This is a genomic window from Gemmatimonadaceae bacterium (genome assembly GCA_040882285.1).
Lineage (GTDB): Bacteria > Gemmatimonadota > Gemmatimonadetes > Gemmatimonadales > Gemmatimonadaceae > JACDCY01.
Window position 1 is genome coordinate 308098 of the sequence record JBBEBQ010000018.1, and the last position, 14884, is coordinate 322981.

At 66.2% G+C, this 14884-nt stretch carries 11 protein-coding genes; 10 read left to right on the top strand and 1 reads right to left on the bottom strand.

Features of this window, described 5'->3' with window-relative positions:
* The first annotated feature begins 3 nt into the window (after window positions 1–3).
* The 7 genes from WEA80_10650 to WEA80_10680 all read left to right on the top strand — a co-directional run bounded on the left by WEA80_10650 (window position 4) and on the right by WEA80_10680 (window position 8010).
* Window positions 4–1704, top strand: a complete 1701-nt coding sequence (locus WEA80_10650; GenBank protein MEX1187037.1) for a UPF0182 family protein — start codon at window positions 4–6, stop codon at window positions 1702–1704.
* Entirely contained in the window at window positions 1701–2648 is a 948-nt protein-coding gene (locus tag WEA80_10655) for a carbamate kinase (protein ID MEX1187038.1), read from the top strand. The genes WEA80_10650 and WEA80_10655 overlap by 4 nt, the downstream gene beginning before the upstream one ends.
* Before the next feature lie 7 nt (window positions 2649–2655).
* Entirely contained in the window at window positions 2656–3801 is a 1146-nt protein-coding gene (gene sucC / locus WEA80_10660; GenBank protein ID MEX1187039.1) for an ADP-forming succinate--CoA ligase subunit beta, read from the top strand.
* The gene (gene sucD, locus WEA80_10665; protein ID MEX1187040.1) at window positions 3798–4667 is read left to right on the top strand and encodes a succinate--CoA ligase subunit alpha; all 870 of its coding nucleotides are present in this window, start codon (window positions 3798–3800) and stop codon (window positions 4665–4667) included. Before sucC ends, sucD begins: the two co-directional genes overlap by 4 nt.
* Before the next feature lie 399 nt (window positions 4668–5066).
* Window positions 5067–5948: a universal stress protein gene (locus tag WEA80_10670; GenBank protein MEX1187041.1), complete on the top strand. Its 882-nt coding sequence runs from the start codon at window positions 5067–5069 to the stop codon at window positions 5946–5948.
* Between the two features lie 40 nt (window positions 5949–5988).
* Window positions 5989–6888, top strand: a complete 900-nt coding sequence (locus WEA80_10675) for a universal stress protein (protein MEX1187042.1) — start codon at window positions 5989–5991, stop codon at window positions 6886–6888.
* Window positions 6889–6918: 30 nt separating this feature from the next.
* A complete protein-coding gene (locus tag WEA80_10680; GenBank protein ID MEX1187043.1) occupies window positions 6919–8010 on the top strand; it encodes a TerC/Alx family metal homeostasis membrane protein in 1092 nt (363 codons plus the stop codon).
* A gap of 124 nt (window positions 8011–8134) precedes the next feature.
* Here the strand turns inward: WEA80_10680 and WEA80_10685 are convergent, their stop codons facing one another.
* Window positions 8135–8998, bottom strand: a complete 864-nt coding sequence (locus WEA80_10685; GenBank protein ID MEX1187044.1) for a type II CAAX endopeptidase family protein — start codon at window positions 8996–8998, stop codon at window positions 8135–8137.
* A gap of 417 nt (window positions 8999–9415) precedes the next feature.
* On the opposite strand from WEA80_10685, the gene WEA80_10690 reads away from it, so the two are divergent.
* From WEA80_10690 to WEA80_10700, 3 genes are read left to right on the top strand one after another with little or no spacing between them, the layout of a single operon-like run.
* A complete protein-coding gene (locus tag WEA80_10690; GenBank protein ID MEX1187045.1) occupies window positions 9416–10333 on the top strand; it encodes a 4Fe-4S dicluster domain-containing protein in 918 nt (305 codons plus the stop codon).
* 7 nt (window positions 10334–10340) lie between these two features.
* Complete coding sequence (nrfD, locus tag WEA80_10695; protein MEX1187046.1) at window positions 10341–11495, top strand: NrfD/PsrC family molybdoenzyme membrane anchor subunit; 1155 nt, start codon at window positions 10341–10343, stop codon at window positions 11493–11495.
* A complete protein-coding gene (locus WEA80_10700; protein ID MEX1187047.1) occupies window positions 11492–14668 on the top strand; it encodes a molybdopterin-dependent oxidoreductase in 3177 nt (1058 codons plus the stop codon). Before nrfD ends, WEA80_10700 begins: the two co-directional genes overlap by 4 nt.
* The last annotated feature ends 216 nt before the right edge of the window (window positions 14669–14884 follow it).

A 14884-nucleotide genomic window follows, 5' to 3' on the forward strand; every position in this document is an offset into this window, starting at 1 on the left:
GCGATGCGCAAGCGACATTTGGCCATCGCGATTGCATCCGGCGCGATCCTTCTCCTGCTGGGTCGCGCCTTCGTATTTCTCTATACGGATTTCGTCTGGTACGAATCGCTCGGCGCCGCGCCGCTCTGGCGCGAGAAGACGCTCGACCAGCTCCTGATTTTCGCCGGCGGAGTCACGGGCGCATTTCTGTTCGCCTACGTGAATCTCTCCGCGGTACGGCATTCCATCATTTCGCTCGTCCTGCCCCGGCGCATCGCCAACGTGGAGTTCGCCGAAGCGGTGCCGGTCCGGCTGCTCGACGCCACGGCGCTCGCAATCGCCGCGCTCATCGCGCTCGCGACGACCGCCGCGCTTCCTCCCTGGACCGACGTCGCCAAAGTGCGCGCCGCGGCGCGGTTCGGCGAGAGCGATCCGTATCACCAGCTCGACCTCGCGTTCTACACCTCCTGGCTGCCGCTCGAGATGCGGCTGCACACGTGGCTGATCGTGGTGGTAACCACGGTGATTCTCGTGGTGGTCGGGCTGTACGCGCTCACGCCGAGCCTTCGCTGGAGCGACGGAGCGCTGCGGGTCTCGGGCTACGTGCGCCGTCATTTCGGCGTTCTCTGCGCCGTGCTGCTGTTGATGCTCGCGTGGCGGTTCCGGCTCGAGTCCTACACGCTTCTGTCGGACGGGAGCGGGCCCGCCGGAGCGTTTACTGCCGTGGACGACCGGTTCGTGCTCCCATGGTACGTGGGATTGGTGATCATCACGGTCGCCGCGGCGGCTGTTGTCGCCTGGAGCTTGTGGAGCGGACAGGTCACCATCGCCTTCGGGGTCCTGACGCTCGTTCTGCTGCTGATCGCCGGCGTGCAGCTGTGGCGGCCGGTCGCCGTGGGACGGGCCGGACCCGACGCCGCCTACGAGAGCACGCGCCGGGCGTTCACCGCGCGCGCCTTCGCGCCGACGGGATCCGACAGCGCGGGCCAGCTCGCCGGCGACTCGCTCCCGGCCGCGGCGGACCGGTTGGTGGCCGCCGCGGAATCGCGCGCGCTGGTCGCGCCCGGTGCCAGCGGATACGTGGTGGTTTCCGGAATCGGACGCGGAGTGGTCGCGCCGTCGCTCGCCTCGATGTTCTCGCGTCTCGCGCACGCGTGGCGCGAGCAGGACGGGCGCGTGCTGCGCCACGACAGGCCCGGCGACCCGCGAATCGTCCGCGTCCGCGACCTGTACGACCGCGTGCACCGTCTGGGACCGGTGTTCTCGGTGCTGGAGGAGCACGACGCGCTATTCCACATGGACACGCTGTACTGGGTCGTTCCGGTCTACTCGTCGTCCAACCTTTACCCGCTCTCGGAGCGGCGGCAGATAGCCGACACCGCGCGCACGTTCTTTCGGGAGGCGGGGCGCGCGTACGTCCATTCCGTGTCGGGGCGCGTGATGTTCGTGCCGTCGGAGACGGGTGAGCCGCTCGCCAACGCGTGGCGGAAGCGCTTTCCGTCCCTGTTCCGATCGCGCGCCCAGACGGCGACGTGGCGGCGCGAGCTCACGCCGTTGCCGCGGCCCGTACTACCGTTACCGGCGATGGCTGACGACGGCAAGTTCCACGAGACGGTACGGCGTCTTTATCTGCGCATGCAGGAAGCGCTCGCGAGATCGGACCTGACCGCTTTCGGCCAGGCCTTCGACTCGCTGGGCATCGTGCTGCGCGACCGGCCACGATGAGCCCGGCCCGGTCCCGCACGGCTGTTATCGCGCTGGGCGGGAACGCGCTCTCTCCGGCCGGAGAGCGAGCCACGATCGCGGATCAGTTCCGGCACACCCGGAAGAGCGTCGAGCCAATCGTCGACCTCGCGATCCAGGGCTGGAATCTCTGCGTCGTGCACGGCAACGGCCCGCAGGTGGGCGACGAGCTGACGCGGAACGAGCTTGCCCGCGGCGAGGTCGAGCCGCTTCCGCTCGGTGTGCTGGTCGCCAGCACCGCCGGTTGGATCGGGTACATGATTCAGCAGTCGCTGGAGAACGCGCTCCAGCGGGCGGGTAGCGGGCGGGAAGTCGTCACGCTCATAACCCAGGTGCAAGTGCGGCCCGACGATCCCGCGATGGCCGACCCGACCAAGCTCATCGGGCACGACCTGACGGAAGGTCGCGCTCGCTCTCTCGAACTGAAGGGCCACGCCGTAAGGGAAGTGGACGGCGCCTATCGGCGCATCGTCGGCAGTCCGGCGCCGTGGATGGTGCACGAGCTGGGCGTGATCAAGGTCCTGGTGGAGCGCGGCACGATCGTGATCGCCTGCGGCGGTGGCGGCGTGCCGGTTTATCGCGATGAGAAGCTCGGGCTCGAGGGCGTGGACGCCGTGGTGGACAAGGACCTCGCGGCCGCCGTCATTGCGCGGGACATCGGCGCCGACCTGTTCATGATTCTCACCAACGTCGACGCGGTCTACGCCGACTGGGGAACCGACCAGCAGCGCGCGCTCACTGAGCTGACGGTGGAAGAAGCAGAGCGGCTGGACGCGGCCGGCGCGTTCGGCGAAGGGAGTATGGCACCGAAGGTGCGCGGGGCTGTTGATTACGTGCGGCACACGAGCGGGCTGGCGATCATTGCCGAGTTGGCGCAGGGGCGCGACGCCGTGCGCGGAACGGCCGGCACGACCATTCTACCATGACGAGACAGTGAACATCCACGAATATCAGGCGAAAGAGATCTTCCGCTCGCACGGGATGCCGATCCCCGAGGGCGAGATAGCGACCACTCCCGAGCAGGCCGAAGCGCTGGCGAAGAAGTACGGGGGGACGGTGGTCGTCAAAGCGCAGGTGCACGCCGGCGGACGCGGCAAGGCGGGCGGCGTGAAGCTCGCGAAGAATCCGAAGGAGGCGCGCGAGATCGCGGAGAAGATTCTCGCGCTCACCATCAAGGACCTGCCGGTGAAGAAGGTGCTGGTCACGCCCGCGGCCGACATCGCTACGGAGGCGTACGTCGGAGTCATCATCGACCGCGCGTCCAAGCGCGCGACATTCATGGTGAGCCCGGCGGGCGGAATAGACATCGAGGAGGTCGCCGCCAAGACGCCGGAGAAGCTGCGCAAGCTGGCGGTGGACCCGCGGTACGGGCTGCAAACCTACGAGGCGATGGAGCTGGGCTTCTTCCTGTACGACGACGTGAAGCAGGTGCGTCAGGCCGCGAAGATCATGCAGCAGCTGTACGCCGCGTTCGTCGCGAGCGGCGCGTCGCTGGCCGAGATCAATCCGCTGGTGACGACGCCCGACGGCAAGGTCCTCGCGCTCGACGCCAAGATGGTGATCGACGACAACGAGCTGGACCGCAAGCCGGAGCTCGCGGCGCTGCGCGACGAGAGCGCGGAAGCGCCGAGCGAAGTCGAGGCGCGGAACGCGAGCCTCACGTTCATCAAGCTGGACGGCAACGTGGGCTGCATCGTGAACGGCGCCGGGCTCGCCATGGCGACGATGGATCTCGTGAAGTACTACGGCGGTGAGCCGGCCAACTTCCTGGACATCGGCGGCTCGTCGAATCCCGAGAAAGTGGTGGCGGCGCTGAAGATCATTACCGAGGATCCCAGCGTGAAGGCGATCCTGTTCAACATCTTCGGCGGGATCACCCGCACCGACGACGTGGCCAACGGCATCGTGACGGCGACGAAGCAGACGCCGCTCACCGTGCCGATCGTCATCAGACTCACCGGCACGAATGAAGAGATCGCCGTGAAGATCCTCGAGGACAACGGCTTCACCGCGCTCACCGACATGGACGAGGCGGTGCAGCGCGCGGTCGAGCTCGCCACGGCGAAGGAGGCCGCATGAGCATCTTCATCGACAGCGGCACCCGGCTGATCGTGCAGGGGATCACCGGCCGCGACGGCTCCTTCCACACGAAGCAGATGATCGAGTACGGCACGACCGTCGTCGGCGGAGTCACGCCGGGGAAGGGCGGGCAGAAGTTCGAGGGTACGGTACCGATCTTCAACACCGTCGCGGAAGCGGTGAAGGCGACCGGCGCGAACACGACGGTCATCTATGTGCCGCCGCCGTTCGCCGCCGACGCCATGATGGAAGCGGCCGACGCGGGCGTCTCGCTCATCGTCGCGATCACCGAAGGCGTGCCCGTGATGGACATGACGCGCGTGTACCCGTTCGTGCGCGAGCGCGGCGCGCGGCTGCTCGGTCCCAACTGTCCGGGTCTCATCTCTCCCGGCAAGTCGAAGGTCGGGATCATCCCGGGCCGCATCTGCACGGCCGGCTCGATCGGCCTGGTGAGCCGGTCGGGAACGCTGACGTACGAGGTGGTCTATCAGATGACCCGCGCCGGGCTGGGCCAGACCACCTGCGTCGGCATCGGCGGGGACCCGATCAACGGGACGAACTTCATTGATTGTCTCGCGGCGTTCCAGGCGGACGAAGACACAACGTCCGTGGTGATCATCGGCGAGATCGGCGGCACCGACGAGCAGGAGGCCGCGCGCTACGTGAAGGAGAACATGACCAAGCCAGTGGTCGGCTTCATCGCCGGGCAGACGGCGCCTCCGGGGCGGCGCATGGGTCACGCGGGAGCGATCATTTCCGGCTCAGCCGGGACGGCGGCGGAGAAGATACAGGCGTTCGAGGAGAACGGCATCGCGGTGGCGAAGCGGCCGATAGACGTGGTGGGGTTGCTCAAAGCGCGTATGTAAAACAAGCCCCGGCGCGACCACGGCCTCGATCCATCGGTCCGGCATTTCCGCCATCGCGACGCGTTTGCTGCGGTCGCGTGTTTTTGCGTGGGCAGCGCGTGCGTGTTGGAAATCCGGCGTCCGCGCGAGCTTCTCGGATAGTCGCGATCCGGACGGGTTACTCCTTACATGGTGTCGGGCGGTAGCTGACTGCGCGCTTGCCTGGCGACCAGCATTTTGTATGGCAGCCACATCGACTCCGTTCCAGAGCGACTCGCAATCGCGAAAGCGCTGGGCGCGGACACGGTGGTCGATGACACCATCGAGGATCCCGTCGAGGTGGTCATGGAAGCAAGGGCCGTTCGTGCCTCGTCGCTTCCCGCTACCATTGCGCTACATCGAGCTAACAAGCGAGGGCACATGCCGTCGACAAAACGATTCCACGTGCTGATAGCAACAGATGGTTCGACCTCTGCGCGAGCGGCGATGACCACTGTCCTTCGGTTGCCGTGGCCTGCGGGCAGTCAGGGTTCCGCGGTAGTGGCAAAGCAGGTGCGGGCGGACTACCGGCGTTCGATTCTGCTGACCGCTCTGGACCGCACGTCGGAGTTCACGGCACGGAGCGCCTCACGCGCGTTGAGGAAGCGATGGCCTGATGGTGACGCACGAGTTGTCGACGCAGCTCCAGTCGACGCGATCCTGAACGAGGCGCGCAGAGTGCGAGCAGACATCATTGTCATGGGCTGGCGCGGCCATGGTCCAGTGCGCCGGTTGCTCGCCGGCAGCGTGTCCCGCGGGGTGGTCCGAGGCGCTTCATGCGCAGTGCTGGTTGTCAGACGACCGATTCGTGAGCTCCGCCACGTCGTCGTCGGTGTGGACGGCTCCGATAACGCCGAACGTGCGCTGAATTTTGTCGCGGGTCTCGAGCCCTCGCACAGGGCGCGTGCGACGGTCTTCAGAGCCGTCGACATCATGCACACGCCGGCGCATTGGCTGGCGCCAGCTGCGACGGGCGCCACAGTGGCCGCGGAAGTGGCGAGAATCAATGAAGATCGGCGTATTGCGGCGCGAAAGGATCTATCCCGGGCGGCCAAGATTCTTTCGGTCGCAGGCTGGAAAGTTGACCAGGTGGTCACGGACGGGGCTCCGCTCCGCGACCTTCTAGCAACTGTATCGAACTTCGGCGCTGACCTCCTGGTCGTGGGTGCCAGAGGCGTGACCGGACTCCGGCACCTGCTGCTCGGCAGTGTCGCGGAAGGGGCGCTCAATCGAAGTCCCGTTCCCGTTCTCTTCGTGCGGTGACGCGAGGCGACAATGGAGAATCACATGTGGCCGGGGAAAAGTGACAGAGATTAGGAGGATTCTCTGCCCGGTCGATTTTTCAGACTTCTCGGAGCCAGTGCTGGCCTACGCAGCGGCATTCGCAAAGCTGTTCCGGAGCGAAGTCACTGTGCTGCACGTGTTCGCGACCGCGGTGCCGCTAGCGAGTGCGGCCACGTCTCCAGCGTGGCTGCTGCAAGTGGCCGAGGCACGGAAATCCATCGCGGACGAACTGGATCTGTTGCTGGCGCCGCTGTCTTCGGCCGGCATTGCGCTGCGGACACGGATCGCGGAGGGTGACACGGCGGCGGAAATCGTCCGACATGCCGCCGAGCACGATGCCGACCTCGTCGTGATGGGCACGCATGGCCGAAGCGGGTTCGATCGACTCACGCTCGGGTCGGTGGCGGAGAAGGTGCTCCGGAAAGCGCCCTGCCCGGTCCTGACAATTCCTCCTGGCGCAGCCCGCGCCGCAACCGATGTATCGGTGCGACGCCTTCTGTGTCCAACCGACTTCTCGACCTGTTCAGAACACGCGATGGACTTCGCGCTCTCCCTGGCTGATCGCGCCGATGGCGCCGTAACTGCATTGCACGTAGTCGAGACGATCGAGACTCGGCCTGAGCTGTCGCGAGCCATGACCGAGCTGCAGAAGCAGCGGTGCGACACGGAGCTTCGTTTTCTTGAGGAGGTCAACGCCGCTCGTGCCGGCGGGAAAGGGATTGCCAATGCCGTCAGGCTCGGCAGGCCCTATCTCGAGATCCTCCGAATGGTGGAAGAGCGCGCGATCGACTTGGTCGTGATGGGCGTGCGTGGGCGTGGTCCGGCCGATCTGGCGCTGTTTGGATCCACCACGAACCACGTCGTGCGGCGCGCCGCGTGCCCCGTCGTGACGGTCTGTGCACGACGAGAGCACTCATGAACCTGCGGTGCTGCTGATGGTAGTTGTCTGATGTTCTGGATGTATGTCGGCTTCCTCGCCCTCGTGTTGATCCTGTTGGCCCTCGACCTCGGGGTCTTTCACCGGACTGCCCACGTGGTATCCGTCCGGGAGGCCCTGGCCTGGTCCGCGTTCTGGATCGGGCTCGGTCTCGCCTTTACGGTCTTCATTTACGTCGGCTACGGCCGCCACTGGCTTGGCCTGGGCCTGACACCCGATCTCATGACCGTGGCCCCGCAGACCGTCGAGGGCGTAGGGCTCGTGTACAACGATGGCGCCAGCGCGGCGGTCAAGTACCTCACGGGGTACCTGGTCGAGAAGTCGCTCGCCGTGGATAACATCTTCGTGATCGCGATGCTCTTCGGCTTCTTCGCCGTCCCCGCGATGTACCAGCACCGCGTGTTGTTTTGGGGAATTGTGGGAGCCCTAGTGATGCGTGGCGCCATGATCGCAGTAGGCGCTCAGCTCATCCAGCGCTTTAGTTGGATCATCTACGTGTTCGGGGCCTTCCTGATCGTAACCGGGATCAAGATGCTCCTGCTGAAGACGGACCAGGTGGATCCGAGTCGCAACGTGTTGGTCAAGCTGACGCGACGCATCTTCCCCGTGAGCGAGCGCTTCCACGGGCAGCACTTCTTCGTCCGCGCAGGTTCAGCCTCGTCCCGCGAGGCGGCCACGCCCAGCGCAGCCGTGGAGGTGGACCGGGTCGTGGACGCGGCGGCGGCGGGGACCCTGCTTGCCACACCGCTCTTTCTGGCCCTCGTCATGGTCGAGTTCACCGACGTCATCTTCGCGGTTGACTCGATCCCGGCCATCTTCGCCATCACGGGTGACCCGTTCCTGGTCTTTACGAGCAATGTCTTCGCGATACTTGGGCTGCGCAGTCTCTACTTCGCTCTGGCGGGGATGATCGACCAGTTCCGATACCTGAAGGTGTCGCTCGCGCTTGTGCTGATGGTCGTTGGAGTAAAGATGATGACCCACGTTTGGCTCAAGCAGCTGGCGGGGCAGTACTTCAATCTCTACCTCCTCGCCGTCGTCCTGCTCATTCTGGCCGCCGGCGTCGTGGCCTCGCTGCTGGCCACGCGACGTGAGCGGGGCTGAAGGGACTACGCGAACACGCGAAAGTAGCCAGTTCCGAAAACTCATCGCCAGAACCTCGTCGACAGCGGCGGCGCGGTCTCACGCAAAGCAGCCCGCGCAATCCCCGCACCGCCCGCCCACCGGGCTATCCGGTCCGCCGCTCGTGCACCGGCTCCCCGAAGTGCGCAGCGCGTGGATCTGAGCTAAGCATCCCACTCATGTCCGCCCCGCGCATTTGGGCCAGGAGCGGTATGGCTACTGCCCATGACAGTGCGACCACCGCCCAGGCCACCAGTGAGCCGCGGAACGCGAGCGGCGCTGTCGCGCCGGCCACCGCCGCGGGCACGATGCCGGTCGTGTTGTTCACCGAGGCGTGCATCAGCATCACGAGCAGCAGACTGCCCCCGGTCTTCCAGTACAGCCAGGCCATCGCGACCGACAGCGCCGTCACGTGGAGCAGGTAAAGGGGGAAAGACTGGCCGGTGCTCCCGGAATCCGGCAGGAAGAAGAGCGGGAGGTGCCACAGGGCCCACACGCCGCCGAGCAGGATGCTGGCTCCGCCAGCACCCAACTGTCCCGCGAGGCGCGGCAGCGCGTACCCCCGCCACCCGACCTCCTCCCCGGCCTGCACCAAGGTTGACACGATGATCGCGCCGGGCAACAGCGCCCACGGGATGTCGCCGAAGGGCGGCCACGCGTTCGTGGCGATCCGGTGTATCAGCGCGGCACCCAGTTTGATGACCGCGAAATAGCCGATGGCAAAGAGGTACCACCACGCTCCCACCCGCCATCGGCCGATCCCCGCGAGCAGTCTCCCCACGCCGGCGCGTCCCCCGTCGTGCGCCGTGAGCGCGAGCGCGACGAGCGCCGGCGCGAAGACGCCGAATAGGAACACCGGGCCGCGTACACCGAAGAACCCGGTGTTCCCGGGCGCCGCCAGCGTCGCCGCTGCGAACCACGCCGTCCAACTGACGACGAAGGTGAGCAGGAAATACGCGAGCAGCGTCATACGTATCCCTCCCGTGAACGGAGTCCGGCTGTTAGGCCGCTCCAATGTCCCGGAGATGCGCGTCATCGGCCGCCGTTGGACAGCTGGCCGCATTGAAGTCGCCCCGATTTGATGGACAACTATCCAGCCCCGCTTTTCGGGGTGACGTGGTGTCTGATGGAAAGGAAGAAATGATCGTTCAGCCGGGAGTTCAAGGCTGAAGCGGTGCGGCTGGTCACCAGCCACAACACTCTGCCCGAGCATTCCTCCGGAGTTCCCCTACGCCGTGTGCAAGAAATACCGATTGTCGCGGGTGCCGTCGTCCGACATCGTTGTCCTCAAGTGTTGATGGCCGGCGGCTGTACCTCGCTCGGGACCTGCTCCGTCCGGGCGCGTCGGTCGGGCCACTAACAGGGGGCTCGCTGGATGGCAGACGACATGAGAAGCGGGGCGGAGATCCCGCCTGAGGCCGAAACGACCGGCGTTGAGCTGAGTCGACGCGACTTGATCCGGGCCGCGGCGCTCACAGCCGTCGGCGCCGTGGCTGGAGTCGGAACCGTTGCCGTCAGCCGCTCGAGCGACGGCGGCCCGTCCCCGCGTGGTGCCGACTCGGTGCGCAGGCTCCCGGTCCTGGAGACGGTCCCGAACGACGCCGGTGCGGATCCCCTGATCCGCATGCAGGCCGAGTTGCGGCTCGCGATGGCCAAGCCGATCGAGGAGCGGCGCTGGTCGATGGTGATCGACACCCGCAAGTGCGTAGGCTGCCATGCCTGCACGGTGGCCTGCATCGCGGAGAACAAGCTGCCGCCCGGCGTTGTGTACCGGCCGGTGCTCGAGGAGGAGTTCGGGGTTTTTCCGAACGTGCAGCGCCGGTTCTTCCCGCGACCCTGCATGCAGTGCGACGAGCCCCCCTGCGTGCCCGTCTGCCCGGTGAGTGCCACCTGGAAGCGGCCAGACGGCATCACGATCATCGACTACGACAAGTGTATCGGCTGCCGATACTGCATCAGCGCGTGTCCCTACGGGGCGCGGACGTCGGATTTCGGCCTGAACTACACCGACGACACACCCGAAGCGCAGCCCTACGAGTCCCTGCCCAATCACGAGTACGGCAAGAGCTGGAGCCGGGAGGACCACGGTTCGCCGGTGGGGAACGCCCGCAAGTGCCACTTCTGCCTACATCGCCTCGAGGTCGGTCTGCTGCCGCAGTGCGTGAGCACGTGCATCGGACGCGCGACGATCTTCGGCGACTCGAACGACCCCGACAGTCTCGTCTCGGAGCAGCTGCGTCAGCCGAATCAGCTCAAGTTGCTCGAGGAGAAGGGGACCAAACCCAATGTGGTCTACCTGGTCTGAGACGGCGATGACACGCACCCTTCGTTGGTTGGCCGGCGCCTGGACCGTGGCCTTCGTGCTGGGTCTGATCGGCCTCGGGATCCGGATGTTCACCGGCGAACGGCTGGTCGGATACGGCAGCTACGTCCCGTGGGGGCTCTGGGTCGCGCTCTACTTCCACGGTGTGGGGATTGCGGGCGGCGTCTTCGTGGTCGGCACGATCGGCTACTTGTTCCGATTGCCAGTACTCCGCGACCGATTGCCGGTGGTGCTCTGGACCTCGGCGGCCGCGATGATCACCGGACTGATTGCCATCGGTCTCGACCTAGGCAAGCCGTTCCGCGCTCCGTTCATGTTCCTAACGCCGAATTTCACGTCGATGATGGCCTTCAACTCCTGGATGTACATGGTGTTCCTGGCCACGCTGGCCGCATGTTTCGTGCTGCATCGGCGCGCCTCGACCGCAGTGCCGCCGACGGACCGCACCGGATGGCTGGTCCCGCTCCTGTGCTTCGGCATCGTCCTCGGCGTGGCGTTCCCGAGCCAGAGCGGCGTCTTCTTCGGCGTGGTGGAGGCGAAGCCATTCTGGAGCAGCGCGCTGCTCCCGGGCCTCTTCCTGACCAGCGCCATTGCCGGCGGTGCATCCGTGCTGCTCCTGATCCTGACCTTCCTGCCTTCGGCCCCCGAGACGCCGGCGGGACGCACGTTCGGAATGCTGCGCTGGACCATCATCGGAGCGGTGGTCGTGTACTTCGTGCTCGAGTTCGGGAAGATGAGCATCGCGTTGTGGTCGCCCGCGTCGCACGCGCGTGAACCGGTCGAACTGATCCTCGCGGGACCCTTCTGGTGGGTGTTCTGGATCGTGCACGTCGGGGGTGGGCTGCTCGCCCTGGCGTTGCTCTGGCAGGGGCGCTCGCGCGCGATGCTCGGTACCGGCGCGTTCCTGATCGCCCTCACGTTCGTCGCGACTCGGCTCAACGTGCTGATCCCCGGACAGTCGTTTTCGGAGTTGAAGGGCCTCGCCGCGGCTTTCAGTCATCCGAAGCTCTCGTTCCATTATCAGGCCACGGTGACGGAGTATCTCGTGGCCCTCTTCATCGGCAGCGTCGGCGTGGGCCTCGTGTACGTGGGGCTGCGCCTGCTCACCGGATTCACCATCACGCACCCAGAGAAGGCTCGATGACGAAGCCGATCGATCATAGTCGCCGACGGTTCTTCGGAACCTCCGCACTGCTGGGTGGCGGGATGCTTTCGCAGGTGCTGGGAGACACGCCGCTGGCCGCCGCCGAGCCGGGCGACGGGGCGATCCTGCCGAGCCGCCGGCCTGACGGCGCGTACGACCTGAACGACGCCGAGCACATGGTTTACTCGACCTGCATGAACTGCAACACCGGATGCGGCGTGAAGGTGAAGGTGCAGGACGGACTTGTCGCCAAGCTCGACGGCAGTCCGTTCAGTCCGTGGACGATGGTCCCGCATCTCTCGATGACCACGTCCGTGGACGACGCGGCCCGGGTGGACGGCGGGCTGTGCCCCAAGGGCCAGGCGGCGGTGCAGACGGTCTATGACCCCTACCGCATTCGGCGGGTGCTAAAGCGCGCCGGAAAGCGCGGCGAGCAGAAATGGATCAGCATCCCGTTCGAGCAGGCGATCACGGAGATCGTCGAAGGCGGCCGGCTGTTCTCCGGCGTCGCTGGCGAGGAGGAGCGCGAGGTGGAGGGGCTCCGTTCGCTGATGGTGCTCCGCGACGACGGCGTAGCCAAGGCGATGGCGGCCGACGCCACAGCCGTCGCCGAGCACACGATGAGCGTCGCCGATTTCAAGGAGAAGCACCGGGCGCACCTCGGACTGCTGATCGACCCCGATCATCCGGACCTGGGGCCCAAGAACAATCAGTTCGCCATCGCGTGGGGCCGCTTGAAGGGCGGGCGCAGCGATCTGATCAAGCGGTTCGGTGCCGGGTACGGTACGACCAACCTCCACGGACACACCACCGTCTGCCAAGGGTCGCTCTACTTCACCTGCAAGGCCATCAGCGAGAAGTACGTTGACGGCAAGTTCAGCGGCGGCGTCAAGGCCTACTGGCAGGCGGATCTCGAAGGTGCCGAGTACGTGTTGTTCGTCGGCGCGAACCTGTTCGAGGCGAATTATGGTCCGACCAATCGGTCCGTGCGCCTCGCGCAGCGGTTGGCTGACAAGCAGACGCGCATCGCCGTGGCCGATCCGCGGTTCTCGAAGCTGGCGAGCAAGGCCGACGTGTGGCTGCCGATCCGCCCGGGTGAGGATGCCGCGCTCGCGCTCGGCGTGCTGCGGTGGATGTTCGACCACGGCCGCTACGACGCCAAGTTCCTCGCGGGCGCGAATCGGGCCGGCGCGATCGCGAACGGCGAGACCTCCTGGACAAATGCCACGTGGCTCGTCGAGATAGGCGACGACGGGCCGGGCGCGTTCGTCCGCGCCGCGTCGGTAGGTCGGAGTGCGGACCCGAACGCACTGCTGGTGATGCGGAACGGCCGGCCGACGGCCGTCGACCCGAATGATGAAGCGCGGCCGGTCGACGGCGATCTCTTCGTGGACGCGTCGCTCCGCGGCACGGATGGGCGCACGGTGCGCGTGAAGAGCGCCCTCACGCTGCTCCGGGAAGAGGCGGAGCGACGGACATTCGAGGAATGGTGCGCGCAGGCAGGCCTCCCCGCCGGCGACGTTGCCCGTGTCGCGCACGACCTGACGAGCCACGGCAAACGGGCCGCTGTCGATATCCACCGCGGGCCGGCGCAGCACACCGACGGCTTCTATACAGTGCTCGCCTGGATGTCGGTGAATATGATGCTCGGTAACTACGACTGGAAAGGCGGTATGGCCAAGGCCACCACGTACGGATTCGACGGCTCGAAGGGCGGGCCGTTCGATCTCACGAAGGTGCCTGGGAAGGTGACCGCGTTCGGCATCAACTGCATCCGGGGAGAAGCGACCTACGAGAAGACCACGCTGTTCGAGGGGTATCCGGCCAAGCGCAACTGGTATCCGCTGGCGAGCGACATCTACCAGGAACTGCTCCCGAGCATCGGCGACGCGTACCCGTACCCGGTCAAGGCGCTCTTCCTGTACATGGGGACGCCGGTGTACGCGCTCCCGGCGGGCCACACGAACATCGACGTGCTGGTGGATGTCGAGCGGTTGCCGCTCCTCTTCGCCAGCGACATCACGGTCGGCACCACCACGATGTACGCCGACTACATCTTCCCCGACCTCACTTGGCTCGAGCGCTGGGAGTTCCACGGGTCGCATCCCAACATCATCGCGAAGGTCGGGCCGATCCGGCAGCCGACCGTGGGTCCGATCCCGGAGACCGTCACCGTGTATGGGGAATCGGTGCCGATCAGCCTGGAGTCGGTACTGATGGCGCTCAGCGAGAAGCTCGGGCTCAAGGCGTTCGGGCCGAACGCGCTCGGCGCGGGACGCGACCTGAAGCGTCCCGAAGATTTCTATCTGCGCGGTGTCGCGAACATGGCCGCGGGGGACAAGCCGGGCAGCGCGGTGCCCGATGCGAGCGCACGCGAGCTGGAGATCTTCCTCGCGGCTCGCGCGCATCTGCCGCCGTCCGTGTTCGATGCGGCTCACTGGCGACAGGTCGTCGGCGAGGAGCTGTGGCCCAAGGTGGTCTACCTGCTCAACCGTGGCGGGCGGTTCGAGGAGCACAACAGGGTGTTCGACGGCGACCGACTGCGGAATCGATTCGGCGCGTTGCTCAACCTCTATCAGGAGAAGACCGCGAGCAAAAAGTACGCTGGCACCGGCAAGCCATACCCCGGCGTCGCGACCTACATCGGGCAACGCGACTTCCACGGCCGGACGCTCGAGGCGTTGGCCGAAGGGTTCGATCTCCAGCTTGTCACGCATCGCGTCGTCACGCAGACCAAGTCGCGGACGATCGGCAACTATTGGTTGCAGCCGATCATGCCCGAGAACTCCTTCCTGCTCAACCGGCTGGACGCCGAGCGCCTGGCGCTGCACACCGGTGATCTCGTCCGGGTGGTGAGCGCGACGAATCCGGAAGGGGTCTGGGACTTCCGCAACGGCATTCGCAAGGAGATGGTCGGGAAGGTGACGGTCACGGAAACGATCCGCCCCGGCGTCGTGACGTTCGCGCTCGGCTTCGGCCACTGGGCCACCGGTGCGGCCGACATCGTGATCGACGGGGACCTCATCGCGGGCGATCCACGCCGGGCCGCGGGCGTCCACGCCAACGCCGCCATGTGGACCGACCCATCCCTGCGCAATACCTCGTGCCTTCTGGATCCGGTGGGTGGGAGTGTGAGCTTCTACGACACGCGAGTACGCTTGGAGCGCGCCTGAGCCGCCGACGAACCGAATGGATGGGCCACTCACCCGTAACCCCCGCGATAACGACGAAGCTGCAGCCACCCCCCAAGGCATATGTGGAGTTCAACGCGCGCTTCCCGAAGCTCGGGTCCGCGTGGGATATCGCCGGTGAGGCCGGACGCGGTACGTCGCATTGAGCTGCGCCGGGTTCCGTGGACACCATCCTTAGGTGTTCTTTCGGAATCGGAG

What these genes read in the sequence shown, in the direction of transcription:
- WEA80_10700 (MEX1187047.1), top strand. Translation starts at nt 11,492, where the DNA reads ATGACGAAGCCGATCGATCATAGTCGCCGACGGTTCTTCGGAACCTCC.
- nrfD (MEX1187046.1), top strand. Translation starts at nt 10,341, where the DNA reads ATGACACGCACCCTTCGTTGGTTGGCCGGCGCCTGGACCGTGGCCTTC.
- WEA80_10690 (MEX1187045.1), top strand. Translation starts at nt 9,416, where the DNA reads ATGAGAAGCGGGGCGGAGATCCCGCCTGAGGCCGAAACGACCGGCGTT.
- WEA80_10655 (MEX1187038.1), top strand. Translation starts at nt 1,701, where the DNA reads ATGAGCCCGGCCCGGTCCCGCACGGCTGTTATCGCGCTGGGCGGGAAC.
- WEA80_10685 (MEX1187044.1), bottom strand. Translation starts at nt 8,998, where the DNA reads ATGACGCTGCTCGCGTATTTCCTGCTCACCTTCGTCGTCAGTTGGACG.
- sucD (MEX1187040.1), top strand. Translation starts at nt 3,798, where the DNA reads ATGAGCATCTTCATCGACAGCGGCACCCGGCTGATCGTGCAGGGGATC.
- WEA80_10680 (MEX1187043.1), top strand. Translation starts at nt 6,919, where the DNA reads ATGTTCTGGATGTATGTCGGCTTCCTCGCCCTCGTGTTGATCCTGTTG.
- WEA80_10670 (MEX1187041.1), top strand. Translation starts at nt 5,067, where the DNA reads ATGCCGTCGACAAAACGATTCCACGTGCTGATAGCAACAGATGGTTCG.
- WEA80_10650 (MEX1187037.1), top strand. Translation starts at nt 4, where the DNA reads ATGCGCAAGCGACATTTGGCCATCGCGATTGCATCCGGCGCGATCCTT.